The organism is Flavobacterium sp. SH_e (genome assembly GCF_025717045.1).
Classification (GTDB): domain Bacteria; phylum Bacteroidota; class Bacteroidia; order Flavobacteriales; family Flavobacteriaceae; genus Flavobacterium.
The window spans coordinates 106,002-129,584 of sequence record NZ_JAOVZN010000004.1 but is presented as its reverse complement, the minus strand read 5'-3'; the positions used below and the strand labels follow the sequence as shown (position 1 = coordinate 129,584).

Sequence of the window (23,583 nt, the reverse complement as noted above, 5' to 3'; positions counted from 1 at the left end):
ATAAAAAACATGAAAAAGATAACTGTAATTCTAATAGTGCTATGTGTTTTTAACCATAGTATGATTGGGCAGGCAAAGCAGAGAAAGGAACTGCTGCTTCAGATTGCGGCGCTTAAGGTCTATATTGACTATGCGAAGAAAGGGTATTCGGCCGTATCCAAAGGGCTGAATTTTATAGGGGATGCCAAGAGGGGCGAGGTGAACCTTCATGGCGATTATTTTGCATCGCTTCTGAAAATAAATCCAAAAGTCAGGGATTATTATAAAACAGCTGAAATTATTTCAATGCAGCTTCAGATCGTCAAAATCTATAAAAAGGCTCTTGCCGAACTGAAGGGAACGGATCTGTTTCATGGTGATGAACTGGATTATATAGAACGCTCCTTTAAAAGGCTTCTTGAGAACGGCAGCAGGACACTGGATGAACTGCTGGCTGTTGCTGCTGATTCAAAACTGGAACTGAAAGATGACCAGAGGATCCAGCGCATTGATGCGCTGCACAGTACAATGCTGGAAGATTATAATTTCTGCGTTTCTTTCAGCAGGGAAGCCAAACTGCTTTCGCTCTCAAAAGCTGGCGAGAAAAAAGATTCTAAAGATTTAGATATTATCTACGGACTATAAAAATAAGCAGAGATGAAAAAGATGGCGATTATAGCACTGCTGGTTTTTCTGGGCCTGGTTCCTTATCGCACGAGAGGCCAGTCAGCAGAAATTCAGCAGCTGATCTTAAATATTGAAAAGCTCTCGCAGTTCAAAAAGATTCTCAGTGACATGAAAAAGGGATACGAGCTGCTCTCGGGAGGCTATAAGACAGTTAAAGACATGACGGAAGGAAACTTCAGCCTTCATAAAACCTTTCTGGATGGCCTGATGCAGGTCAGCCCTGCGGTTAAGAACTACAAAAGGGTGGGGGATATTGCCAATTTTCAGATTCTTTTAATGAAAGAAAGCAGGAAAGGGCTTTCCAGATTTATGGAAAGCGAAAGCTTCAGCGCGCAGGAAATTGCCTATTTCGAAAAGGTTTACGGGAATCTTTTGAGCCAGAGCCTGAGAAATCTTGACGAGCTGGCCACTGTGATCACTGCCGATAAGCTCAGGATGTCGGATGATGAAAGGCTTGAGGCTGTCGATGCTATCTATCTGGAGATGCAGGACAGACTGCTGTTTCTGCGAAGCTTTAATAGGGAATCAAGCGTCTTGGCGCTGCAGCGGGCTAAAGAAACAAAAGACGCATATGCATCGAAAGAACTTCAGAACTTAAAAAATTAATGTGATGGAAATCTATAAATCTTTAAGGGGAGCGCTGTTTTTAAATGCCTCATTGCTGATGCCTTTTGCGGGTCAGGCTCAGGGGCTGGGAGATGATATGCAGAGCCTTCACTCCGTATTGGAGAGGCTGTATGATGAGATGATGCCGCTATGCGGCAATCTTCTGGCAGTCGGGCAGGGTATAGCAGGGTTTGGAACGATCTGGTACATAGCTTCACGGGTCTGGCGCCACATTGCAAACGCAGAGCCCATCGATTTTTATCCGCTGTTCCGTCCTTTTGTGATCGGCTTCTGCATTATGATATTTCCATCGGTGCTGGCCCTGATCAACGGGGTGATGAAACCCACTGTAACGGCTACCGCCGCAATGGTCACCGGTTCCAATAATGCTGTTGCGGTGCTGCTGAAGGAAAAGGAAAAAGCGGTCAGGGAAACGGATCCCTGGAAAATGTATGTTGGGGTATCAGGTGCCGGGGATCGGGACAGATGGTATAAATACACCCATGATGAAGATCCTTCGGATGAGGGCATGCTTGCCGGTATAGGGAATGATGTGAAATTCGCGATGGAAAAAGCTTCCTACAGCTTCAGAAACTCTGTTAAGGAATGGATGGGCGAAGTATTGAGGGTATTATTCGAGGCGGCCGCCCTATGCATTGATACGCTCAGAACTTTTCAGCTGGTTGTGCTATCCATTCTGGGGCCTCTCGTATTTGGAATCGCCGTTTTTGACGGGTTCCAGCATACCCTCACTGTCTGGCTGGCAAGATACATCAACATATACCTCTGGCTCCCCGTTGCCAATATTTTTGGGAGCATCATCGGAAAAATCCAGGAACTGATGCTGAGGCTGGATCTGTCTCAGGTGCAGTCGACGGGAGACACCTTTTTCAGCAGGACCGACATGGCTTATCTCATCTTTATGATTATCGGCATTATAGGATATTTTACAGTTCCATCGGTGGCCAACTATATCGTCCATGCGGCTGGAGGAGGCGCTTTAGGCCAGAAAGTGACGGGTCTGCTGGGCAGTTCTGCAAGTTCGGCTGTTTCCAAAACATCCCTTGGGGCGGGTATGGCCATGGATGCTATGGGCAATGCGGCTGGAAGGATGTCCCAGAGCATGCCAGCATCTTCGGCGGGTTCGCCTTATTTTGAAGAGAAAGGAAATTATATGGGCGATAAGCTCAAAGGAAACTCAAAGTAATCTAAAAATAACAGGGCATGTTTACCAGAATGAAAAATATAGATACGGCATTCCGATATGTCAGGGGATTTACCATGCTGGTGATTGCAGGCTGCGTTATCATCTGCTGCTATACGCTCTACAGAAGCTTTGGGTCTGTGGCACAGATGCAGGACAGAGTCTATATACTGGCCAATGGCAAGGCTTTGGAAGCCTATGCATCAGAGCGGAAAGATAATGTGCCGGTTGAAGCAAGGGATCATGTAAAAACTTTCCATAAGCTTTTCTTTACCCTTGATCCCGATGACAAAGTGATTAAAACAAATATCACTAAAGCGCTCTATTTGGCAGATGACAGCGCTAAACGCATTTATGATGACCTGAAAGAGAATAATTTTTATTCCGGCATCATATCGGGAAACATAAGCCAGACTATCCAGATTGATAGCGTGAGCATCGATGTCAGGGAATATCCCTACCGTTTTAAATGCTATGCGAGACAGAACATTATCCGCACTACCAGCATTCTGAAAAGAAGCCTGCTTACCGAAGGTGCCCTGCGCAATGTGTCAAGAAGCGACAATAATCCGCATGGTTTTCTTATCGAGCGGTTTAATACGGTTGAAAATAAGGATCTCTCGGCTGAAGCCAGAAAATAGAATTGCATGAAGGCCTTATTTAAAAGACAGACTGAGCCTTTTGCATATCACAGGCATTACCTGCTGGCGCAGAAAAGATGGGCAGATGAAATGCAGAGGCTCACGGGTGGCCTCTCAAGGAGACAGCTGGTCTGGGCTCTGCTGCTATTTACGGTTTTGGCATCAGGCTTTTTAATCTATAGCCTGTATCGGTCATTTAATAAAGAAGCTGAGGCTTCTGCGGATTTAATAGACGCTTCAAAAATTAAGACAATCAACTTAAAAAAGTAAAACGATGCAAGAGAAAACATTATCTCCAAAAGAATCAAAAAAGAGAAAGATGCTTCTAGTGCTGCCTCTTATAGCGTTTCCATTTCTGACATTCTTATTCTACTCGTTAGGAGGAGGACGTATGGTAGCCAAAACTGCAGGGAATGATGAAAAGAAGGGATTTAATTTCAATCTGCCCCTGCCTAAATTTAATGAGGACTCAACACTTGACAAGATGAGCTATTATGATCAGGCGGCGCTTGATTCTATAAAATTGCGCGAGCAGATAAAGAAAGATCCTAATTATTCTGAAGGTAAAGCCTCAGAAGATAAAGCAAATTCTTTTTCGGCAGATGATTTTGAATCCCGCATTCTTTCAAAAAACAGAACGGCTTTTAATTCACTGTCTTTTCAGGACCACAATGAACAGAAAGTTTATGAGAAGCTTAGGGCTCTTGAAAAGGCAGTCAGCCAGCCTACTGCTGCTGCTTCGGGTTATGGACAGGACATGAGGGAATTTGAAAATTACGGCCTGTCAGGGGACTCGGATGGGATTAAAAAGCTCGAAGGGCTTATGTCCGCGATGAGCGCACCGCAGGAAGCTGATCCAGAACTTCAGCAGCTTGGCGGCATGCTGGAGAATATCTTAGACATACAGCATCCGCAGCGGGTGCAGGAAAGGCTTAAAGAGTCTTCCGAAAGCAAAAAAGGCAGGATATTTTCCGTACAGAAAAAGGGGGCAGAGAACATTATCAGCTCACTGGAGCAGAAGGCCGATATGCAGAGCTATCTAAAAACCAATGCATTTTATCCGCTGGATGAAGAACCGCCTGCTGAGGAAGTGCAGAACTCTATTGAAGCGGCCGTCCATCAGACCCAGACAATTGTTAACGGCTCGGTGGTTAAGCTAAGGCTTACGCATGATATTTATCTGCAGGGAACAGCCATACCCAAGAATACTTTTCTGTATGGAATAGCCGCCTTAAAAGGAGAGAGGCTTGAGGTAAAGATTGCCAATATACAGTACAATAATTCGATTTTTCCAGTGGATCTGGCTGTTTATGATGTTGATGGCATTGATGGCATCTATATACCCGGAGCGATCAGCAGAGATGTGGCTAAAGCATCCGCCGACCGCTCTATCCAGACTCTGGGGCTAACAGGAATAGCTGATTCCTGGGGAGCGCAGGCAGCAGGAATGGGAATCGAGGCGGCTAAAAGTTTGATGAGCAAGAAGGTTAAACTCATAAAAGTGGTGGTGAAAGCGGGCTATCGGGTCCTGCTCTATGATGAGAAGCAGAAGAATATAAAACCTTAAAGAATTGAAAAAATGAAAAAAATAAAGCATCTGCTTTTAATTGGATGGCTGCTGATCTGCAGCTGCGCCTATCCGCAGCCGGCAGCAAAAGAAACGGTCTTCTATGAAGATAATTACAGCAATCTTCAGATTGGGTTTTCCAAAACAACAAGCATTGTTTTTCCTTATGCCATTAAGAGCATCGACAAAGGAAGTTCAGATGTGCTGGTGCAGAAAGCCAAAGGGGTGGAGAATATACTGCTGGTAAAGGCAGCCAAGCAGTATTTTTTCCAGACTAATCTAACAATAGTGACTTCAGATGGGAGACTGTACGTATTTGTGCTGAATTACGATGAAGACTGCCCGGACTTAAGCATTAAAGCTGAAAATGCAGTTGCAGCCAGTAAAGATGTACTGTTTTCATTGGAGAACGAGAACCAGAAGAAAATAGAGCAGCTCGCATCACTTGCCTTATCAAAGAAGAAAAAGACGGGCGGTTTAAAAAAGTCAAAGTTCCGGATCAGCCTGGAGGTAAACGGCATTTTTATCCATCAGGATGTTCTGTATTTAAGGGTAGTATTCGAAAACAGATCCAAAATTAACTACGATATAGACCAGCTTCGATTCTTTATCAGAGACCAGAGAAAATCAAAACGCACGGCATCTCAGGAAATAGAACTGCAGCCATTGTACAGCACCTCTTCATCTTCTGTTGTTCCTTATAAGTCTGAAGTGGTTAAAGTCTTTGCGCTGGAGAAGCTTACCATACCTGAGAATAAATATCTGACGCTTCAGATGATTGAAAAAAATGGAGGCAGGCATTTGGAAGTCGATATTAATGATAATCTGACTGATAAAGTGTTTCCAATTGGCGAATCCAGCATCACTTCCAATTAAATGCTAAAAATAATTATGACTATAAATATTGCTGATACTGAAATGCTTTTGGGCTTTGCTAAGGAAATGGCTTCTCTTGGCTATCGCTATGCCGCGCATCCTTTGAATCTAGTGACTGACAGCGATAGCATTGCGTTTTTTAGAACAGCAATGGGCGCTGAGGACCACTGTCTTATAGGACCTAATGATACGGACTATTTTAAGAGCATGCCAATAGATTCGCTTATTGATGGCTTAAAGATGGTGATGCAGAGCGGAATGGACACCTGCGGCAATGGGACCCTTGATCTGGCATCGTTTGTCCGATCGGAAAGCGAAAAGAGGGAATTAACAGAGAATAACTTAAATGGAAATATTATGAATCAGAAGAATTTAGAATTTTTAGAAAACCAGATCAAATACACTGGTTTTGGAGAGTCACTGCAGATAGAGCTAAAAAAGAAGATGGAGAAGGGGGAAAAGGAGTTTACCCTTAGCCATGATGCAAGATTTGATACCGCCAGGCTTTTATCAGAGCTCAGCTTTAAGAAATCGGATCAGAGCGATCTGTATTTCTTTAACTCCTATAAGGCTATCCTTCAGAAAGAGGGCGCTCCGCATGCATTGGAGCAGATTTTTTACATAGGCAGTGAGAATAACTTTACGATGAAGGAAGCTTTTAATCTGCTGGAGGGAAGATCAGTGAATAAGGATCTGGTGAGCAGGGATGGGGAGATCTATAACTGCTGGGTAAAATTAGACTTTACTGATGGCGAGACCAATGGAAATTTTAAAATGCACCATTACCATCAGAACTACGGCTATAATCTGGAGGCGGCCCTTGAGAAGCATGCAATCAAAGAGCTTCAGACCCCAGAGGCTAAAGAGAGCCTGATGAATTCCCTTAAAAAGGGAAATGTGCAGGCTGTGACTTTTATCGTCGGCGGGGAGGAAAAAAGACAGTTTGTGGAGGCCAATCCGCAGTTTAAGACTATCAGGGTGTATGATTCCTCAATGCAGAGGATCAATGGCAGAGAGAGCCAAAATCAGAAGCAGCAGGATCCGCAGCAGAATGCTGTTTCTTCCTCCAAATCGCAGAAAAAGGGGGCGGATGGTGAAAGCAAAGGAGAAGATGTCTCGGAAGAGCAGCAGGAAAAGAAGGCTAAAAAAAAATCGCAGTCGATTTAAATCCAAATAGCGGGAAGATATGGAAAGCCTAAAGCCCTTAACGGACTTCTTTTCTGCAATTGAAAAGGATTACCGGATCAGCACTACGCATATTGCCATTTATGCGGCCCTTCTGCAGTTCCGATATGTTAGGGGCTCTGGCAATCCCATTGAGGTTTTCAGAAGGGAGCTCGCGCCCATTGCCAAGATTTCCTCCAGATATACCTACCATAAATGCCTTCGGGAGCTGGACGAGTACGGCTATCTGCATTATGAGCCTTCGTTTAAGAAGACCAGGGCCAGCAGAATTTACTTTTTTGATTTTGAAATCCGTAAAATGATAGAGCAATGAAACCGTTTACTTTTGAAGACCTGCCCAATATACTGGGAACCCTTATCATGCGCATGGAGAGCATTGAGCGTATGGTGAAGGACATTAGAAACAATAGGCCGCCTGAGGATTTTGATCCGGGACTGCTGACAATTCTGGAGGCTTCCAAACTTGTGAACCTTTCTGTGGCCACCATCTATTCCAAAGTGTGCCGAAATGAGATTCCCGTGAACAAGCAGGGCAAGAAGCTTTACTTTATAAAGTCGGAGCTTTTAGAGTGGATAAAGTCTGGGCGAATTAAAACCATTTCAGAACTGCGGTCCGAAGTGGAGCAGAGATTTAAAGGCAGGGATTGATTTTTCCTGCCTTTTTTTATGGCTGGATTTATCCTTTTTATGGAAGAGGTCTGTCTGATGTGAGGCTGATTTCTGCTTTCAGTAAAAAGTGAGATCGGATCCGGATGGTCAGACAGGAAATTCAAACAGCGGCGAAGTTTTCGAGGCGGTCTGCTATTGCAGTGCACGAAAAAAAATTATTGAGCAGTTTCTAAGAGAAGAAATCCATTAGCTTTGCGTAACTAAATCCTATTTTTATGTACAGTTTTAAAAATGATTATTCTGAAGGTGCGCACCCGAGTATTCTCAAGAGCCTTATGAAAAATAATCTGGACCAGCAGAATGGATACGGGGATGATGACTATTCCCTAAAAGCTAAAGAATGCCTGAAAGAGAAAATGGGCAATCCCGATGCCGCTGTTTATTTTGTGTCTGGAGGCACCCAGGCAAACCTTCTGGTAATTTCCGCCTTGCTGAGAACCCATGAAGCTGTAATCAGTGCGGCGACAGGGCATATTTTTGCCAACGAGACAGGTGCAGTAGAACTCACTGGCCATAAGGTAATTGCTGTTGAAGGCCAGAATGGTAAAATAACGGCTTCTGATATTCAGAATGCAGTTGATTCGCATCAGCTCAGGCCACACGCCGTTAAGCCTAAAATGGTCTATATCTCCAATTCCACTGAAATAGGAACCGTTTATAACAAGACGGAGCTCTGGGAGATTGCAGCGGCATGCCGCGCCCTTGATCTTATTCTTTTTATGGACGGAGCCAGGCTCGGCCACGCCCTTACTGCTGAAAGCAATGATCTGACATTAGCTGATATTTCACATCTAACCGATGTGTTTTATATAGGGGGCACCAAAAATGGCGCTCTTTTCGGGGAAGCCATCGTATTTAAGAACTCCAGCTTATGCAGTGAATTTGACTATGTCCTCAAACAGCGCGGCGCACTGCTGGCAAAAGGAAGGGTATTGGGAATTCAGTTCTATGAACTCTTTAGGGAAGATCTGTATTTTACTCTTGCGGCAAAAGCCAATGGATATGCCCAGCAGATTGCCGAAGCGATTTCAAAGGCCGGTTATGAATTTTTAACCCAGCCAGCCACCAACCAGCTTTTTCCGATTCTTCCTAAAAAGGTGATTGCGCGGCTGCATGAAAAGTTTGCGTTTTACGTTTGGAAAGAAATAGACAAAAGAAGTGCGGCAGTGCGTATAATCACTTCATGGGCGACGGATCAGAAATGGGTGGACGAATTTGCAGAGGATATTAAAAACAGCACTAATCCGAAATTGGACAGAATCTCTGGAAAGGGAAAATAATGATTATAATTCATTATAAATAAAAAAAGCACCTGTTTTTTGGACAGGTGCTTTATAAACTGCTACTATAGTATATTATGCTACGACTACGTTTACTGCGTTTGGACCTTTTCGGCCTTCCTGTATGTCATATCGAACCGAATCGTTTTCACGGATATTTTCCGATAGACCTGAAGCATGAACAAAAATTTCGTTTCCTCCATCATTAGGAGTTATGAATCCGAATCCTTTTTCTTCATTGAAAAATTTTACTGTACCTTCTTGCATATTAAATATTTAATTTGTGCAAATGTACTCTATTAGATAATAGCAGCTTAGGAAATAATTTTTATTTATGCTTTAATTAACTTTAAATGAAAAAAGATCCATTTTTTGGGTGCTGCTTTACAGGAGGTATCCTTTAAATAAATTAGGGAGGAAGAAGCGCTAATTTATTTTGGAAAGCATTAGATGATTTATTATACCATTAAATTTAATGTTATGATGCTGTCAAATCCTTAAAAATCATTATTTTGGCTGTAAAGAATAATTCAGGGAAATGCAATCTACAGCCAATGGAAAATAAAATAAATCTGGCACTCATTCTTATGGTGGTGCTTTTAGGCAGATCATCTGCACAGACCCATTATGATACTTTGTCGGTTGGCGGCATAAAACAGGTAATCTCCTATACGGGGAATGCCGATCGGCCTTTAATATTATTCTTGCACGGCGGTCCGGGCAGCTCCAGAATGAGCCAGTCTGATCTTTTTTCCGCAAGGCTGCAGGATCACTTTACAGTTGTGCAGTGGGACCAGAGGGAAACAGGCAGAACACTGTCCTTAAACCAGTCGCCGGTTCCCATTACATTGGAATTGATGGAAAATGACACTTACGAACTCCTGCAGCTTCTTTTGAAAAAGTTCAGCCAAAAGAAACTGTATCTCGCAGGAGAATCCTGGGGAACTGTCCTTGGCTTCAAAATGGCTGAAAAGCATCCCGGACTGCTGTATGCCTATCTCGCATTCAGCCCTGTTATCAATCAGAGCAAAAGCGAGCGGCTGCTGCTGGACAGGCTCAAAGCGGCTGCAAAAGAAAAAGGAAATCTGGCTGCTGAAAAAGAATTGAGTACAGTTAAAATTCCTTTTGAAAAATACCAGTCGCTGTATTACTCCAGAAAATGGATGTTCCATTACGATGGGCAGCCTTTTCCGGATAAAGACACCACTGCTGTTAAAGAGTATCTGAAAGGCTGGTCAGAGAAATGGCTGCCTACATGGAATAAGGCCGTCAAGCAGAATCTTATGAGGGAGCTTCCTAAAATCAGCTGCCCAGTTTATTTTTTCATCGGCGGAAAAGATTTCCAGACTAACTATGCCATCGCTGAAGAATACTTTAAGCAGCTTAAAGCGCCGGAGAAAAAAATATTCCTGTTTGAAGATGCTGGCCATTCGGTGCTGACGGAAAAGTCTGGGGAAATTCAAAAAATAATTATCGGACAGATTTTAGGTAAAAATTAAAATCCCGTCATAGGTGGGGTGGGAGGCAATTATACTGCAGGACCGCATCAGTAATAAAAAACATGATGCTGCAATGTAATTGGCAATGTTTGATAAAGTGTAGAACCTGCTGCCCAGCCATTATTCTGCTGTTTTTTATTTTCAGGCTTACTTACTTAATAATAAGCTGATTTCAGGTATGGGGGCCACTGTCTGCCATTAAAACCATTCAAAAGCGCATCGTCGGATTGCGGATCAATTGCGCTTTGGCAGTAGGTGGCATGCAGAAAATCCTGTAAAAGCTTTTAATCGGCTGTTTTTCTTATATTTATATTCTAATTCTTGTGAAAATGGAAACACCAAGGGATAAGATAATCATGATTCTCGACCGGCTCGGCATGTCTGTTAAAGTTGCCGCAAAGGCAATGAACATAAAAGAGGAAACCTTTCGAAGAAACAGAAGCGGAACAGATCCGAGAAATTATTTCAACGAAAAGAATTATACGGACCTTTTGGATTTTGCCATCTCGGAACTGGAGTATCTGATTGCATACAGTTTTACCAATAGCACAAATGCGGATCATTACAGTGATGCGGTCTCTCAGATCGGGAGAATATTTGAGGAGTATCCGGAATCTAAAAAGAAAAGGGGGTTCAGCCTTTTTGAGGAGCTAAAGGCTGTGGTAGATGGCATGGAAAAGGGAAGCGTCTTTTCAGATATGAATCTGTATGCCTTTCTTATCAATGATATCGTTGAGAAATCTTCGGCTCTTGAAAATGAGCCTGATGCCTTTACTATAAAGCGGTACAACAATTATGTGCACAGCGGAAAGAAAAGCGATCATCCGCGTTGGATCAGCTTTATTAATTGCCGCAGGCAGCAGGCTGTCCACAAAATCCTTCTTCGAAATATCAGCCAGCAGCTTTAGGCTATAAAAATTGGTTGGCTGAAAAGGTTTTTATAAGTGAAGATAATAAGACTGTGACTGATAATGTAAATGTTAATTGCAATTGTCAGATGAGTTAGATGTGTTAAAATGTAGATTTAAGTAAAAGATTAAATGTTTGGTTGTTAATAGTTTTAAATCAGATGATTAAGCGGGTTCGGATTCTTCTTTATAGATAGATTTGGCTAATGCATTTTCAGATAAAAGAGAATAAAACTCCCATAGTACCGTTTTTTATTAAAACGATATTATGGGTTTATTTGATTTTATGATAGTGGAAATCGCTATGGATTTGGGAACTGCCAACACTTTAATAATCCACGCAGGAAAGATTGTAGTAGACAGTCCTTCAATAGTGGCAAGAGATATCAGGAACGGAAAAATTATTGCCGTGGGCAAGGAAGCCAGCTTAATGCAGGGCAAGACCCACGAGAATATTAAAACTATTCGGCCGCTTAAGGATGGGGTCATTGCTGATTTTGATGCTTCAGAAAAAATGATCAGCTGGTTTATCAGCAATATACCTGAGATAAAGAAAAATCTTTTTAAGCCCGCACTGCGCATGGTAGTCTGCATTCCAAGCGGTATTACGGAAGTTGAAATGAGGGCTGTAAAAGAGTCCTGCGAAAGGGTGAACGGAAAAGAAGTCTTCTTAATTCATGAGCCGATGGCAGCTGCTATAGGAATGGGGCTGGATGTTATGCAGCCCAAAGGAAATATCATCGTGGATATCGGCGGGGGCACCACAGAAATTGCGGTTGTTGCACTTGGCGGGATCATCTGCGATAAATCCATAAAAATTGCGGGAGATGTTTTTACCGGAGATATACTCTATTATATGAGAACGCATCATAATCTGTATATTGGCGAAGCAACCGCAGAGCAGATAAAAATAGAAGCGGGTGCAGCAATTGAAGAGCTTGAGGATGCGCCAGATGATATGATGGTGCGCGGAAGGGATCTGCTTACAGGCAAACCCAAAGAGGTGCAGATAACCTCAAGAGAAATTGCAAGAGCTTTGGACAAATCAATACTAAGAATTGAAGATGCCATTATGGTAACGCTTTCAGTTACGCCTCCTGAGCTTGCAGCAGATATTTATAACACAGGACTGTATCTTGCAGGCGGTGGAGCAATGCTCCGCGGTCTTGATAAAAGAATTTCCCAGAAAACAGACCTGCCGGTCTATATTGCAGAAGATCCCCTGCGAGCGGTGGTAAGAGGCACTGGGACTGTTTTGAAAAATATAGACAAATATAAAAGCGTGCTGGTTAAGTAGGCTTTAAACTGTCAAGCAGCTGAGAAGCAGATAAAGAATTTAAAAAAGTATAGATATGCTTATGACTATGATCCACATGGAATAGCGCTTTCTGAAATTAATCTAATCCATTTGCTATGAGAAAAAGGGCAGGAGAGAGCGGTTTGACAGTAAGTTCTGTTGGAGGTAATATACTGTTCATATCAAAGGATGTCTTGTGAAGATGCGCTCCCTTTAATTTCTTTAGAAAATGAAAAAATCAGTTTTTACTAAGGAAAGCATCTTAAATATTCTTTTAATTATGGCTGTTTTTGAAAGGTCTGATGGCAAGAGGGTTAATGAATCTTTTTAGATTTATTTCCCTCTGCAGATGAAATCTGGTTGAAAGGTCGATAGGAAGATAATGGAGTTTTTTTAGTAAAGCTCGGATCTGGTTTCTGGAATCTGAGTGGTCAGCTATAAAAAAAATATCCTCTTTGCTTTCGTTCACAGCAGAGGTCTGTTTTGGCTTAAATTCGACTGGATTGAACAATTTACTACATGAGCCTGCGGAAGCAGTGAGGCTGTTATTTTATAGGTCATGGCATTTGTAATGCCTGACAGCAGCAGGTGGGGATCGAAAATCAGTCCGCTTGTATGAACGACTATCTTACCGGTCATATCAGGCAGAGACTGTATAACGTTTTCTAAATCATCCTTTGCAAGAAACAGCAGAACTATTTCGGCAGAGGCTGCCTCTTCTAAGGTTCCAATCCTTGCGTTGGGCTCTATTTTTTTGACTGCCTCTTTTATAAGACTCCCGCCCCTGGGATTGTTTATTATAACTTCATAACCTGCTTCTGATGCCCTGCAGGCTAATTCAAGGGTAAGGCTGCTGATGCCTATGACTCCAATTTTCATAATTTCTTCTTTTTTAATTATTACTGCTCACTAGTAAATTTTAAGAATGCCTATGCTGTATGTAATTGCATGTGGATCTATTGGAGAGAATGTCTTTCGCATCCGAGGAATAAATTTACAGCTATTATTTATTTGTAATCAGAGTATATTTACTTGTTTTCAATAGAAAAGCGAATTGTTGAGAAGTGTTAAAAATTACCATTCAGTTTTGTTTTAAAGCTGGAGATTAAACGGTTATGGGTTCGAGAGGCTAAATTTTAGATATTTTTAATATATTTGTTTTTAACTACTTTGTTACCGTTCTATTGAAGGCTTATTTATTTATAAAGACAGCTCTTTTTGATTTTTTATTCTGTAAGAATTTTATATTTAAAAATTTGTACCTTAATTGTACCTCAGCATTGCTTAACCCTTATGAAATAAGGAAAGTTAATTTCTGCATCGGCAAGTAAAAGGGGGAGTGTTTCAAAGTTAGTGATATGAGATTTTGAAATTCTAACCTTTTGAAATTGAACAAATTTTAGAAATAAATAATTTAAAGATGAGCAGTAATGCTCATCTTTTTTGTTTTGAATCGCATTAAAATCTATTGGATTTTTATCGCAGTTACAATTTCTATGATAAATAAAATTCGCAATGTCTCTGACTTTGCGAATCTTTTCAAAAAGAATGCTTTGGATATCGTAGCACTCTGTTTTATTAGATGATGTTTTGAAGAATATTCTACAAACATTTAATTGTGCCGCCATCTACCCTAATTGTGGCTCCGCTAATATAATTGGCATAAGTGCTACAAAGATAGGCAACTGCCCCGGCAATTTCCTCTGGTTCTCCAAATCTTCCTGCATCATTTGGAATCAGCTGCTGGACAGCCTTAGATTTTATCTCCTCCAAATCGGTTCCCCAGTTAAACTGAGGCGCAGCATTCACAAGCCAATCTTCAACCATAGGATTTATGATTGCCCCAGGGGAAACTACATTTGAAGTTATCCCGGTTTCTTGAAGTGCTCTGGCAAGTGAGATTGAAAGATTATGCCTTGCGGCAAGTGTCGCGTTATAATGGGGCTGCTCTTTAATAGGCTGTATGCCGAGGCCTCCACCTATGTGGACAACGCGTCCCCAGCCTAATGTTTTCATTTGCGGCACTATACGCTGAATCATTCTTACATATGAAACCACATTATTGTTATAGATTTCAGTCCAATCCATTGACGCTGCTTCGCCCCAGGATTTATGTGATGTAGCGCCCGCATTATTGATTAAAATATCAATCTGGCCATTTTTAAGCGCGGCTGAAGCGGCCTGATCAGCTCCGTTATCTGTACTGAGATCACCTAAAGCTATTTCTGCCATTCCTCCATTGCTGATAATTTCCTGGCATACAGCTTTGGCACGATCTTCATTTCTGCCATGAACTATAACGGCCGCACCTTCATCTGCCAGCATTTTAGCTATTGACTCTCCCAATCCCGAACTCGAACCAGTTATAAGCGCTCTTTTTCCTTTTAATTTTAAATCCATTTTTTCTATTATTAGCTATTCTTGTTTTTTTGTAAAGGCGATATGCCAAATTCTTTTTTATACGCATAGGAGAAATGGGACATATTGGCAAAACCTATTTCTAAATAGATTTCACTTGGGCGCCTCCTGCAGTCTTCTATCAGATATTTTGCTTCATTAAGCCGTTTTTTAGTCAGCCATCTGCTTGGAGTAATCCTAAACAGTCTGGCAAAATCCCTTTTGAAGCCCGACAGGCTGCGCCCTGTGAGAAATGCGAATTTTTCCAGTGGAACATTATACCTATAATGGCCATTCATAAATCCCTCCAAATCCAGTTTTCCGGGATCGCTGAATTCAAATAGCATCTGCTTAATTTCCGGATCAATAGCTGCAAGGATTAAAACCAGCTCCTTAATTTTAATCCGTAAAATTTCTGCATCAGTATCTCTTCTTTGGGCATATCCATGAAATGTGGCTAAAGATTTTTTCAGCATGCCATTAGCCTTGATGGCCTTAACGCCCTCGCCGTGAAACCTCTCTGACTTGAAGCCGGTCTCTTTTGAAATCTCCATAAGGGTATTTTGGTCAAAATGGACAGCTATGGACTTGAATCCATCAGATTCAGTATGTTTAATGGATTTTGCCAATTGATTTCTTCTAAAGAAGCGACAATCGCCAGCGGCAAAAGCATATTTTTTGGATCCTATCCATACATCATGCCTGCCGCTTACGATATAGCTGAAGATATGGTCTGGCACAAAGGCTTCGCCTTCAACATTATCCCCAAAATAGAGGTTTTGAATTAGCTTGGGCTCTGAAAGGGTTTGAACTTTTTTTGATTCCATTTTCTCCGCGTTTTTATCTGATGCAAATTTCTCAAATATATCAATCCGCAACTTTGTTCAAACGTCCAAACTCATCTGCTGAAGACTTGGCATATTTTTTTTGAAGAAATCCTTAATTAATGTTTAGCTAGGATCTGAGTATGTGAGTGTTTGGTGAAAATCTGCAAGAAGTCTGTTTAGATTTGAAGCTATTCCTTTCTCTAAGTCGTTAGAGTTCTGACTAAACAGCTTGTTTTTTTATAAAATTTTATTGTAATAGCTTTTGAGCCAGATATGCCCGTGCAAAATTGGCTTAAATTGTTTTAAATAATAAAGGCTGTCTTTTGGACAGCCTTTAAAAACTAATTAAAATAAAAAATAAAAAAATCGATAAGAACATTATAAATCAGAATCTGGAATCTGTTTTTATAAGAGATTCTTATTTTGCTTTCATAAGTACTTGCACGCTGTTAGATTTATTTAAGGCATTCACAGTAAATTCTTTTAAATCTTTTGCCGTTATAGCACTTAGAATCGTTTTAAGAAGTTCGCTGCTGATTGGTTCTTCGTTATCACGAACGTAAGAATTTAAGATACTCAGCCAATAATTATTTTGTTTAATCTGTTCCTGATGATTTTTTAGAATAGATTGTTTGATGTCTTCTAACATATTTGCAGGAATGTTTTCGGTTTGCACTCTCGCAAGTTCAGCGTGTACAATTTTCACCAAAGCATCTGCTTTATCAGGATTACAGTCAAAGTTGATTTCTAAAGAAAATAATGCACTAGGAATCTGTGAAATATCCGTTGCAGCTTGAACGCCATAACTTCCGCCTTCTTCTTCGCGAATAGTCTCCAAATAACGTTTTGTCAGCCATTCAGATAGCATATAGCTTAAGATTTTATTCTTTTTGCTATACACAACATCTTTGTTTTCTAAGTGAAGATAAACCGTTGTTTTTGGCGTATCCATAGCTCTAACGATTGTTTTTTCAGTCTTTCCGTCTTTCATAAAAATCTTATGATCAACATATTTTTCCATTTTCTCGTTTGCTGGAATATTTCCTAGATAGGTATTAATCAAAGCAATATCTTGTTCTGAAATGTTCCCTACGAATAAAAAGGTAAAATCTGCAGCATTTGAGAAACGTTCTGTATAGAACTTTTTAGCTTTATTCAAATCAAAAGCATTGATAAAATCCTGCGTTAAAAGCCAGTTGCGTTTGCTGTAATTGGCATTTAGGTTAGAAATAGTATCGTTTAAAGCCTTTTCATTGCTGTTTGGAGCATTATTCAATTTGTTTTGATATTGCTCTTTGATTTTATCGAAAGTACTGCTGTCAAACCTCGGATGCTGGAAATACAAATAAGTAAGCTGTAATAAAGTAGTCAAAGATTCTCTGTTGCAGCTTCCGTTAAAACCTTCGTACAAACCGCCAATATACGGACTCACATTCGCCGTTTTACCAGTCAATTTCTTTTTTAAATCAGTAAACTTATAATCCCCCAAACCAGAATACGCTGCCACAGCTGGCGCAATTTGAGCGGATGGAAGCTCTTTCCAATCTGCTAGAGAGTTTCCTCCGGCACTGTAAGCTGAAAATAAAATTTGGTCTTTGCTTAAAGTTGTTGGATAAACAATCACTTTCGCGCCATTTGCTAACGTGTATTTTTTCGCATTCGCGAATGTTTTGATGTCTTCTGTTTTTGCAATTGGCTTTTCTTTCAAATCTTCTTTTACTAAAGAAGCAGTTAATTCTTCTTCTTTGTAAGATTCTAATTTTGAGTTTGAAATGGTTTTAATTGCATTCCAATAGTCATTTGCTTCAGGAAATTTCGTTGCAGCATCTTCTGGAGCAGAAACTGAAAGAACTAAATTATCTTTTGGCTGTAAAGATTTAAAAGCAGCATTTACCTGATCTAAAGTAACATTGTTTAAAAATGCAGTAATCCATTTTTGTTCTCCTTCAACCGTAAAAACGGGATTAGACTCTAAGAAGTAAAGCTGCAATTGCTCTGCCCAATAGCTGTTTCCAATTTTATCTTTATTTGCTAAACGATTGTCATAATTTGTACGCATTTTAGTTTTCAAACGGTCTAATTCCTGTCGCGTAAATCCGTTTTGCATCGCTCTTTCAAATTCTCTGTAAGCTTCATTAAAAGCCTCTATGAATTTTCCTTTTTTTGGAGTTATGTGCAATGAAAATTTACTGTCTAACCTCGAAAGATTATCATTTGAAATTCCGAAAGCCAAACCTGCTGTTTCGTTATTAATGATGTATTCGTTAAAACGCGTATTCATCATTTGTATCGCCAGATTTTCCTGCATGCTTTTGGTCATTTCAGCCTGATCCTGGATTAAAGGTTTCGATTTGGTATACGAAAGTGAAATTCCGGAACGTTGCAATTCTTTGTCTGTTGCCAGCACGTAACGGTTTTCTTTATGGAACGGAATCTTTTCGTATTCTCTTTTATTGATTTTTTTAGGTTTTGGTATCGAACCGAAAATCTCTTTAACCTTTTTTTCGATTAAACTGACGTCAAAGTCCCCTACGATTACGACAGCCTGATTTTGCGGCTGATACCATTTTTTATAATAATCTCTAAGGACTTGATATTTGAAATTATTGATGACAGCCAAATCTCCAATTACATTTCGTTTTGCATATTTTGAACCATCAAATACGACTTTATCAATTTTTTCTCCGGCTCTGTAATCTGCGTTTCTTCGCGTGCGCCATTCCTCACGGATTACACCCCTTTCGGCATCAATTTCGTTATCTGCCAAAAGCAGGGATCCCGACCAATCGTGCAGCACATACATGCAAGAATCCAATAAAGTTTTGTTTTGTGAAGGAACATTACTGATGTTGTAAACCGTTTCGTCATAAGCAGTGTAAGCATTGATATCTTTTCCAAAAGAAACTCCTTGTTTTTCTAGCATGCTGATGATTCCTTTTCCTTTAAAATGCTCTGTTCCGTTAAAAGCCATGTGTTCCAGAAAATGTGCTAATCCGTCTTGATCGTCATTTTCTAAAATTGCTCCAACGTTTTGCACAAAATAGAAATCGGCTCTGTCTTTTGGCCATTCGTTATGCATGATAAAATATTGCATTCCGTTTGGAAGCGTTCCGTGTGCGACTTCTTTTGGCAGGGGAAATGTAGTTTTAAACTGCGCTGAAACCTGTGATAAACCCAGAATCAATAAATGCGCTAGAATTAATTTTGTTTTCATTTTTGATCGTTATTGTTCTTTTTTTGATTGAATTATAATTTGAAAAAAGTGTATGAAGTTCCTGCTGTTGATTTGAAGGTCTCATAAGAAACCTTCAAATAACAGTCTTCGGTGTATAAATAAAATATTGGTTTATATTACATCCAGTCAGGGCGTGAAGCACCTTTTAAATAGAAATCAAAATACTGAAGCATTTTTTGTGTCCAGTCTTTTTGATTAGCGGCTCTGTCCAGTGTATGATTTTCCGTTTTATAATTTACTAGCCAAGCTTCTTTTCCTAATCTTCTCAAAGCAAAGAATAATCCCATGCCTTGATCGAATGGAACAGCTCCGTCTTTGTCATTATGGAAAATTAATGCAGGAGTAGTCACTTTGTTAGCGTTAAAAATAGGAGAGTTGTCCACGTATTCATTTGGATACTCATACATTGAACCTTTCATGCGGTATTGATCTGCTTCGTATTTAAACATATTCGAAATACCATTTACACGATAATTTAAATAGTTTGAAGTAAAATTACTCACTCCGGAACCTACAATTGCGCAAGTATAAATTGGGGTTTTAGTAATGATGTATGAAGTTTCATAACCTCCAAAACTATGTCCTTGAATTCCGATTTTGCCTTTTTCTGAGATTTTTTGATCAATTAAGTACTGCGTTCCGCTCACAACGGCATTATAGGCGCTGTTTCCAGGACTGTTGTAGGTATAATTTACATCTGGCATAAAAATCAAATAGCCTCTGCTTAAGAAAGTCGGAATATTAATGTTTGACGTACTCAATTCTGGCATTGGATAATGATTCATTTCATGCGTATGTTTTTCGTAGAAATGAACAATTACAGGATAGCTTTTAGAAGCATCGTAATTTTGAGGAACATATAAAATCCCTTCGCCTTCAGTGCCGTCAAAGTTTTTCCAGCGAAGCAGTTTTGTTTTCATCCAACTGTACTCTGATTGTTGCGGATTAATATCTGTTATTCTTTTTTGTGTTTTGAAATTCTCATTTGCCCACCATAAATCTGGGAAAATGGAAGCACTTTCTTTCGTGAAAAGATAGTTTGATTGATTTCCTGCAAAAGCTTGAATTTTAATGTCGTAATTCGGATTGCTTGCTAAAACAGTGATTTTGCTGTTCTTTAAAACATAAACGCCTTCAGCTTTTGTTTTAGTGTCAAAACCTCTTAAAGTAAGTGTTTTGCCAGTAAGATTTCCTCCAAATTCAGAACCGTACAAACGCAGTACAACATTGTTTTTTCGACCAAATTCCTGAGTTAGAGAATACGGTTTTATGTTTCCATTTAAATCAAACACCCAAATGTCAAATTTGTCGTAAAGAGCAACACTGTTTCCGTTGTTTAACCATCCAGCAATTCCATATGGTACGGGAGTGCGTCCCATATCTTTTTCCTGATCCTTAAGTGTGTATGGAATTTCGGTTGAAATATTTTTAAATTCAGTAGAACTTCCATCTGTTTTGTAAGATTGCCAAGCTTCTTGTTTTTCATCAAAAAATAAAGCAAAAGTTCCGGTTGGATTCCAAAATGGAGTAGAACCAATTCCTTCTTTTACCAATTGTTCTTTTCCTGTTGCAGCGTCAATAGCGTATAAATCATTTCTTTCTGTAAAAGTCCAATCTACTTCAACAGTATATTTATCGTTTACAAATTTGAATAATTTAGGATAATCGACAGCATCAGGATGACTGATATTCGAGTAATGATTATCGCTGATTCTGATGCATTTTTTTTCCTTTAGATCATAAACATACAAAGGATCTTTAGCAGAAGCTTTTTCTCCGCGAACCTTTGCCAGTCTTCGTTCCATAGCGCCTTCGTTCCATTTCCAGATATCGATATCTGATTTTTTGATACGATTGTCAGGATATTGGTTTGAAGCCGATCTGACATCTAAATATACAAAACGTGTATTTTCTGTGAACGGATAAGCCGATCTTGAAAATTTATAGTTTTGATCTTCCCATTTAATGGAATTAAAATTTAAAACCTCTTTTTGCACATTGGTTTTTAAATTGAAATAATGAAGCACATCAACATCTTTTGATGGATCAGATTTGGTTGTAAATGTACCTTCAGATTCATTAGTGTTAAGAGCAAAATCTCCAAAATTAGCTGGAGATCCTTTATAAATTTCTTTATAAGGACCTTTTAAATCTCCATATTTCAGCACAATCGAATTGTTGTTCAGCTGCGTAAAAATGATTTTTTGTCCGCGAAGTATTTTAGACGATTTGATATTGTTGATTACAATGCTATCGTTTTTAGCTAGATCAAAAAAGACTAGTTTGTTTGAGTTATTTCCATCCTTTCCCATTTGAAAATGGTTGTAATACAAATAATTAGTTCCTTCAATTGTTTGTGTGTAATCTGTTGTTTTCCAAACGTTTTTTGCGCCAGTTGCTAGATTATGCAAATATGTCACATTGTTTTCCTGATACATTATTAAATCTCCTGTACCAACAAAATTTGCATCACCAACTTTTTCAAAAGTTATTTTTTTTCCTGATTTTGTATTAACGATATACGTTTCAGGAGCAGATTCTTTTTCAGCATCTTGAAAAACGGTTTTGTATGAAACCCAGTTTCCGTTATAAGAAATTTTGTTGGTTCCAACACGTTTCCATGATTGATATGCAATGCTGTCAACTGCTTTTTTTTGTCCAGATATACTGTGTATGCCCAAAGCGAGCATACACAATAAAAGTATTTTTTTCATATAATTAGATTTTCAGAAAGCGAAATTATTCGTTCTTTAAAACATTGATAACGTTTGTAAGTTCATCAACCAATTGCCCTGGATTTCCAGAATAACCTTCAGAAGTGAAACGAATTTTACCGTTTTTGATCACCACTTTTCTAGGAATTCCACTTGATTTGAAGATTACAGCATATTTTGAGAAAGATTCATTGTTTGTTCCTCCGCCTTTTTTAACCAAATCAAAATAAGTGTCTAGTTTTAATCCTTTTTCTTTTAAATAGACAACAGCTTCTTTTTTGTATGTTTCTTTAGTTTCTTGAGTACTAATGAAATAAGTTTCTACCTGTTTGTCCTCTTTAAAATTAGTAACTAATTGCTGCATAGCGGGAAAAGCTTTTTTGCAAGGTCCACACCAAGTTGCCCAAAAATCGATTACGATAATTTTACCGCTGTTTAAATCTAATTGCTTCATTTTTCCATCAGTTCCTTGCACTTTAATTGCAGGAGCAGCGATATCAATTAGAGCAATTTTTTCTTCTGCTTTGTTTTCTTTTTTCAACTGCTCCAAATAAGCAGAAAAATCGGCTTCTTTTTTACCTTCTTTTAAATAAGCGTCTTTCAATTTCGCAGTTAATCCTTCAGACAAAGTATTGGCTCTTGCCGCATTTTTCAAAACATCAAAAATTGGTTTGTTTAATGCTTCTAAAGCTCTAACATGAATATCGTTGATGCTTGCTTTTTCGTAGCGTTTTTCAAATGGCAGCAATTCAAATGTTGCTAAAACTTCTTTGTATTTTTTTAGCATGTCAAACATACGAATCTGAATCACTAATTCATTATTCAGCTGATTTTTTGCGTTTTCAGTTGCTTGATTTGGTGACCAATAAATGCCTTGCATATAAGAAAGATCGTTTACTTTAGCCTGCATTTCTTTAATCATAGGAACTGCCATCGTTTCGATAACTTCTGGTTCTACCGATTTTAAATACAATGCTTTAGAAATATTTTGGTGGTAAGCATCGTTTAGATTAGCAAAATTCATATTTGGAATCATAGCCAAAATACTTTTGTAATCTTTGGTTTCGAAATAATATCCGAATTGCATTTTTACGATGTTGTCATAGAAATATCTCTGAGAATCTGGCACATCTGAAGTGTACGGAAAATCAGCTAAAAATTGATTGATAATTTTGTTTCTCTCTGCTGCATCGGCAGTTGGCATAATTTTTTGATACGCTTTGAATCTTAAAAAAGCGCCTTTTGGAAATTGTTTTACAATTACGTTTTCAAGGGAATCTGCTTTGGCTTTATTTTTTAATTCATACAAATAAATGTTATGAACTTTAAGATAAACTTCTTCTGGCATTCCATTCATTTTCTTTGTAAAATCTCCTAGAAAACGAGTTCCTAATTCTTGAAATTTTTCTGGTTTTTGTACTTTCAATACTTGGAAATAGGTATCAAAAAACTCTGGAAATCTGTTTCCATTATCAGCAACTTCTTTCTTTAACCAATATTCTGTTGCATCTCCGTCAATAGAAAAATCTTTAAAGTAGCCGCCAAACTGACCATTGAAATCTTTGTTTCTAAAAGTAGCCCAAGCTAAATCTGCTCCAGGCATTTTTACTTTTGGCTCTTTAAAAGCAACCAGCATATATCCTGTGTCTTGATTGGTATCGGTAACTAAACCATTTTCTGTGTTGCCATAGAATTTGAAAGCCATAAAAGCACAGTTTTTTGGAACTGTAAAATCGGCGCTGTAAACAGCGCCATTTTTTTTCACTTTAAGGTCCTCGATTTCCCATCTGTAATCATTGAAAACATAAGCATAACCGCTAATATCTTTAACGTTTTCTAATGGTCCGCCTTTTGGATCATAAGTCATGCTGAAAGTTGCGCCAGGAATTGGAATGTCTACCATTCCTTGTAATCTGGATTTAACTTCTTGACTCGTAACCTGTAAGGTAAAAGCGCAAAAGGCCAGTACCAATAATTTGATATTCTTAATTTTTGTAAACATTGTAAGTTTT

Annotated in this window: 21 protein-coding genes; 14 read left to right on the top strand and 7 right to left on the bottom strand. The window is 39.2% G+C overall.

The annotated features are described in order from the left end of the window. Window positions 1-9: 9 nt before the first annotated feature. From OD917_RS07730 to OD917_RS07680, 11 genes are all read left to right on the top strand, one after another. Window positions 10-624 carry a hypothetical protein gene (locus OD917_RS07730; protein WP_263522982.1) on the top strand — a complete coding sequence of 205 codons (615 nt, stop codon included), beginning with the start codon at window positions 10-12 and terminating at the stop codon, window positions 622-624. A 12-nt stretch (window positions 625-636) separates the two neighbouring features. Next, window positions 637-1,272 carry a TerB family tellurite resistance protein gene (locus tag OD917_RS07725; RefSeq protein ID WP_318013868.1) on the top strand — a complete coding sequence of 212 codons (636 nt, stop codon included), beginning with the start codon at window positions 637-639 and terminating at the stop codon, window positions 1,270-1,272. 4 nt (window positions 1,273-1,276) lie between these two features. Then, complete coding sequence (gene traJ / locus OD917_RS07720; RefSeq protein WP_263522981.1) at window positions 1,277-2,479, top strand: conjugative transposon protein TraJ; 1,203 nt, start codon at window positions 1,277-1,279, stop codon at window positions 2,477-2,479. 17 nt (window positions 2,480-2,496) lie between these two features. Continuing rightward, window positions 2,497-3,117, top strand: a complete 621-nt coding sequence (traK, locus tag OD917_RS07715; protein WP_263522980.1) for a conjugative transposon protein TraK — start codon at window positions 2,497-2,499, stop codon at window positions 3,115-3,117. A gap of 6 nt (window positions 3,118-3,123) precedes the next feature. Then, window positions 3,124-3,387 carry a hypothetical protein gene (locus OD917_RS07710; RefSeq protein ID WP_263522979.1) on the top strand — a complete coding sequence of 88 codons (264 nt, stop codon included), beginning with the start codon at window positions 3,124-3,126 and terminating at the stop codon, window positions 3,385-3,387. A 4-nt stretch (window positions 3,388-3,391) separates the two neighbouring features. Then, on the top strand, window positions 3,392-4,684 hold the full coding sequence (gene traM / locus OD917_RS07705; RefSeq protein ID WP_263522978.1) for a conjugative transposon protein TraM: 1,293 nt from the start codon (window positions 3,392-3,394) through the stop codon (window positions 4,682-4,684). Between the two features lie 12 nt (window positions 4,685-4,696). Then, the gene (gene traN, locus OD917_RS07700; RefSeq protein WP_263522977.1) at window positions 4,697-5,560 is read left to right on the top strand and encodes a conjugative transposon protein TraN; all 864 of its coding nucleotides are present in this window, start codon (window positions 4,697-4,699) and stop codon (window positions 5,558-5,560) included. 15 nt (window positions 5,561-5,575) lie between these two features. Further along, window positions 5,576-6,727: a hypothetical protein gene (locus OD917_RS07695; RefSeq protein ID WP_263522976.1), complete on the top strand. Its 1,152-nt coding sequence runs from the start codon at window positions 5,576-5,578 to the stop codon at window positions 6,725-6,727. A 19-nt stretch (window positions 6,728-6,746) separates the two neighbouring features. Further along, window positions 6,747-7,058 (top strand): hypothetical protein, encoded by a 312-nt coding sequence (locus OD917_RS07690; RefSeq protein ID WP_263522975.1) that lies wholly within the window; start codon window positions 6,747-6,749, stop codon window positions 7,056-7,058. Then, entirely contained in the window at window positions 7,055-7,393 is a 339-nt protein-coding gene (locus OD917_RS07685; protein ID WP_263522974.1) for a helix-turn-helix domain-containing protein, read from the top strand. The genes OD917_RS07690 and OD917_RS07685 overlap by 4 nt, the downstream gene beginning before the upstream one ends. A 236-nt stretch (window positions 7,394-7,629) precedes the next feature. Then, window positions 7,630-8,694: a threonine aldolase family protein gene (locus OD917_RS07680; RefSeq protein WP_263522973.1), complete on the top strand. Its 1,065-nt coding sequence runs from the start codon at window positions 7,630-7,632 to the stop codon at window positions 8,692-8,694. Window positions 8,695-8,769: 75 nt separating this feature from the next. Here OD917_RS07680 and OD917_RS07675 read toward each other — a convergent pair whose 3' ends face one another. Continuing rightward, the gene (locus OD917_RS07675; RefSeq protein WP_263522972.1) at window positions 8,770-8,961 is read right to left on the bottom strand and encodes a cold-shock protein; all 192 of its coding nucleotides are present in this window, start codon (window positions 8,959-8,961) and stop codon (window positions 8,770-8,772) included. A 287-nt stretch (window positions 8,962-9,248) separates the two neighbouring features. On the opposite strand from OD917_RS07675, the gene OD917_RS07670 reads away from it, so the two are divergent. From OD917_RS07670 to OD917_RS07660, 3 genes are all read left to right on the top strand, one after another. Next, on the top strand, window positions 9,249-10,193 hold the full coding sequence (locus OD917_RS07670; RefSeq protein ID WP_263522971.1) for an alpha/beta fold hydrolase: 945 nt from the start codon (window positions 9,249-9,251) through the stop codon (window positions 10,191-10,193). Window positions 10,194-10,522: 329 nt separating this feature from the next. Continuing rightward, complete coding sequence (locus OD917_RS07665) at window positions 10,523-11,101, top strand: hypothetical protein (protein WP_263522970.1); 579 nt, start codon at window positions 10,523-10,525, stop codon at window positions 11,099-11,101. A 268-nt stretch (window positions 11,102-11,369) separates the two neighbouring features. After that, on the top strand, window positions 11,370-12,398 hold the full coding sequence (locus OD917_RS07660; RefSeq protein WP_263522969.1) for a rod shape-determining protein: 1,029 nt from the start codon (window positions 11,370-11,372) through the stop codon (window positions 12,396-12,398). 465 nt (window positions 12,399-12,863) lie between these two features. On the opposite strand, the gene OD917_RS07655 is transcribed toward OD917_RS07660, so the two are convergent. From OD917_RS07655 to OD917_RS07630, 6 genes are all read right to left on the bottom strand, one after another. Beyond that, window positions 12,864-13,277, bottom strand: a complete 414-nt coding sequence (locus OD917_RS07655; protein ID WP_263522968.1) for an NAD(P)-binding domain-containing protein — start codon at window positions 13,275-13,277, stop codon at window positions 12,864-12,866. 723 nt (window positions 13,278-14,000) lie between these two features. Beyond that, window positions 14,001-14,798 (bottom strand): SDR family NAD(P)-dependent oxidoreductase, encoded by a 798-nt coding sequence (locus OD917_RS07650; RefSeq protein ID WP_263522967.1) that lies wholly within the window; start codon window positions 14,796-14,798, stop codon window positions 14,001-14,003. Between the two features lie 11 nt (window positions 14,799-14,809). Next, window positions 14,810-15,622 carry a helix-turn-helix domain-containing protein gene (locus OD917_RS07645; RefSeq protein ID WP_263522966.1) on the bottom strand — a complete coding sequence of 271 codons (813 nt, stop codon included), beginning with the start codon at window positions 15,620-15,622 and terminating at the stop codon, window positions 14,810-14,812. A 418-nt stretch (window positions 15,623-16,040) separates the two neighbouring features. Beyond that, the gene (locus tag OD917_RS07640; RefSeq protein ID WP_263522965.1) at window positions 16,041-18,836 is read right to left on the bottom strand and encodes a M16 family metallopeptidase; all 2,796 of its coding nucleotides are present in this window, start codon (window positions 18,834-18,836) and stop codon (window positions 16,041-16,043) included. Between the two features lie 137 nt (window positions 18,837-18,973). Beyond that, window positions 18,974-21,571, bottom strand: coding sequence for a prolyl oligopeptidase family serine peptidase (locus OD917_RS07635; protein ID WP_263522964.1), 2,598 nt, complete (start codon window positions 21,569-21,571; stop codon window positions 18,974-18,976). Between the two features lie 25 nt (window positions 21,572-21,596). After that, a complete protein-coding gene (locus OD917_RS07630) occupies window positions 21,597-23,573 on the bottom strand; it encodes a TlpA family protein disulfide reductase (RefSeq protein WP_263522963.1) in 1,977 nt (658 codons plus the stop codon). Between the last annotated feature and the right edge of the window lie 10 nt (window positions 23,574-23,583).

Bases quoted from the DNA above. Each gene is read 5' to 3' on its own strand.
- OD917_RS07730 (WP_263522982.1), top strand. From the start codon at position 10: ATGAAAAAGATAACTGTAATTCTAATAGTGCTATGTGTTTTTAACCAT.
- OD917_RS07725 (WP_318013868.1), top strand. From the start codon at position 637: ATGAAAAAGATGGCGATTATAGCACTGCTGGTTTTTCTGGGCCTGGTT.
- traJ (WP_263522981.1), top strand. From the start codon at position 1,277: ATGGAAATCTATAAATCTTTAAGGGGAGCGCTGTTTTTAAATGCCTCA.
- traK (WP_263522980.1), top strand. From the start codon at position 2,497: ATGTTTACCAGAATGAAAAATATAGATACGGCATTCCGATATGTCAGG.
- OD917_RS07710 (WP_263522979.1), top strand. From the start codon at position 3,124: ATGAAGGCCTTATTTAAAAGACAGACTGAGCCTTTTGCATATCACAGG.
- traM (WP_263522978.1), top strand. From the start codon at position 3,392: ATGCAAGAGAAAACATTATCTCCAAAAGAATCAAAAAAGAGAAAGATG.
- traN (WP_263522977.1), top strand. From the start codon at position 4,697: ATGAAAAAAATAAAGCATCTGCTTTTAATTGGATGGCTGCTGATCTGC.
- OD917_RS07695 (WP_263522976.1), top strand. From the start codon at position 5,576: ATGACTATAAATATTGCTGATACTGAAATGCTTTTGGGCTTTGCTAAG.
- OD917_RS07690 (WP_263522975.1), top strand. From the start codon at position 6,747: ATGGAAAGCCTAAAGCCCTTAACGGACTTCTTTTCTGCAATTGAAAAG.
- OD917_RS07685 (WP_263522974.1), top strand. From the start codon at position 7,055: ATGAAACCGTTTACTTTTGAAGACCTGCCCAATATACTGGGAACCCTT.
- OD917_RS07680 (WP_263522973.1), top strand. From the start codon at position 7,630: ATGTACAGTTTTAAAAATGATTATTCTGAAGGTGCGCACCCGAGTATT.
- OD917_RS07675 (WP_263522972.1), bottom strand. From the start codon at position 8,961: ATGCAAGAAGGTACAGTAAAATTTTTCAATGAAGAAAAAGGATTCGGA.
- OD917_RS07670 (WP_263522971.1), top strand. From the start codon at position 9,249: ATGGAAAATAAAATAAATCTGGCACTCATTCTTATGGTGGTGCTTTTA.
- OD917_RS07665 (WP_263522970.1), top strand. From the start codon at position 10,523: ATGGAAACACCAAGGGATAAGATAATCATGATTCTCGACCGGCTCGGC.
- OD917_RS07660 (WP_263522969.1), top strand. From the start codon at position 11,370: ATGGGTTTATTTGATTTTATGATAGTGGAAATCGCTATGGATTTGGGA.
- OD917_RS07655 (WP_263522968.1), bottom strand. From the start codon at position 13,277: ATGAAAATTGGAGTCATAGGCATCAGCAGCCTTACCCTTGAATTAGCC.
- OD917_RS07650 (WP_263522967.1), bottom strand. From the start codon at position 14,798: ATGGATTTAAAATTAAAAGGAAAAAGAGCGCTTATAACTGGTTCGAGT.
- OD917_RS07645 (WP_263522966.1), bottom strand. From the start codon at position 15,622: ATGGAATCAAAAAAAGTTCAAACCCTTTCAGAGCCCAAGCTAATTCAA.
- OD917_RS07640 (WP_263522965.1), bottom strand. From the start codon at position 18,836: ATGAAAACAAAATTAATTCTAGCGCATTTATTGATTCTGGGTTTATCA.
- OD917_RS07635 (WP_263522964.1), bottom strand. From the start codon at position 21,571: ATGAAAAAAATACTTTTATTGTGTATGCTCGCTTTGGGCATACACAGT.
- OD917_RS07630 (WP_263522963.1), bottom strand. From the start codon at position 23,573: ATGTTTACAAAAATTAAGAATATCAAATTATTGGTACTGGCCTTTTGC.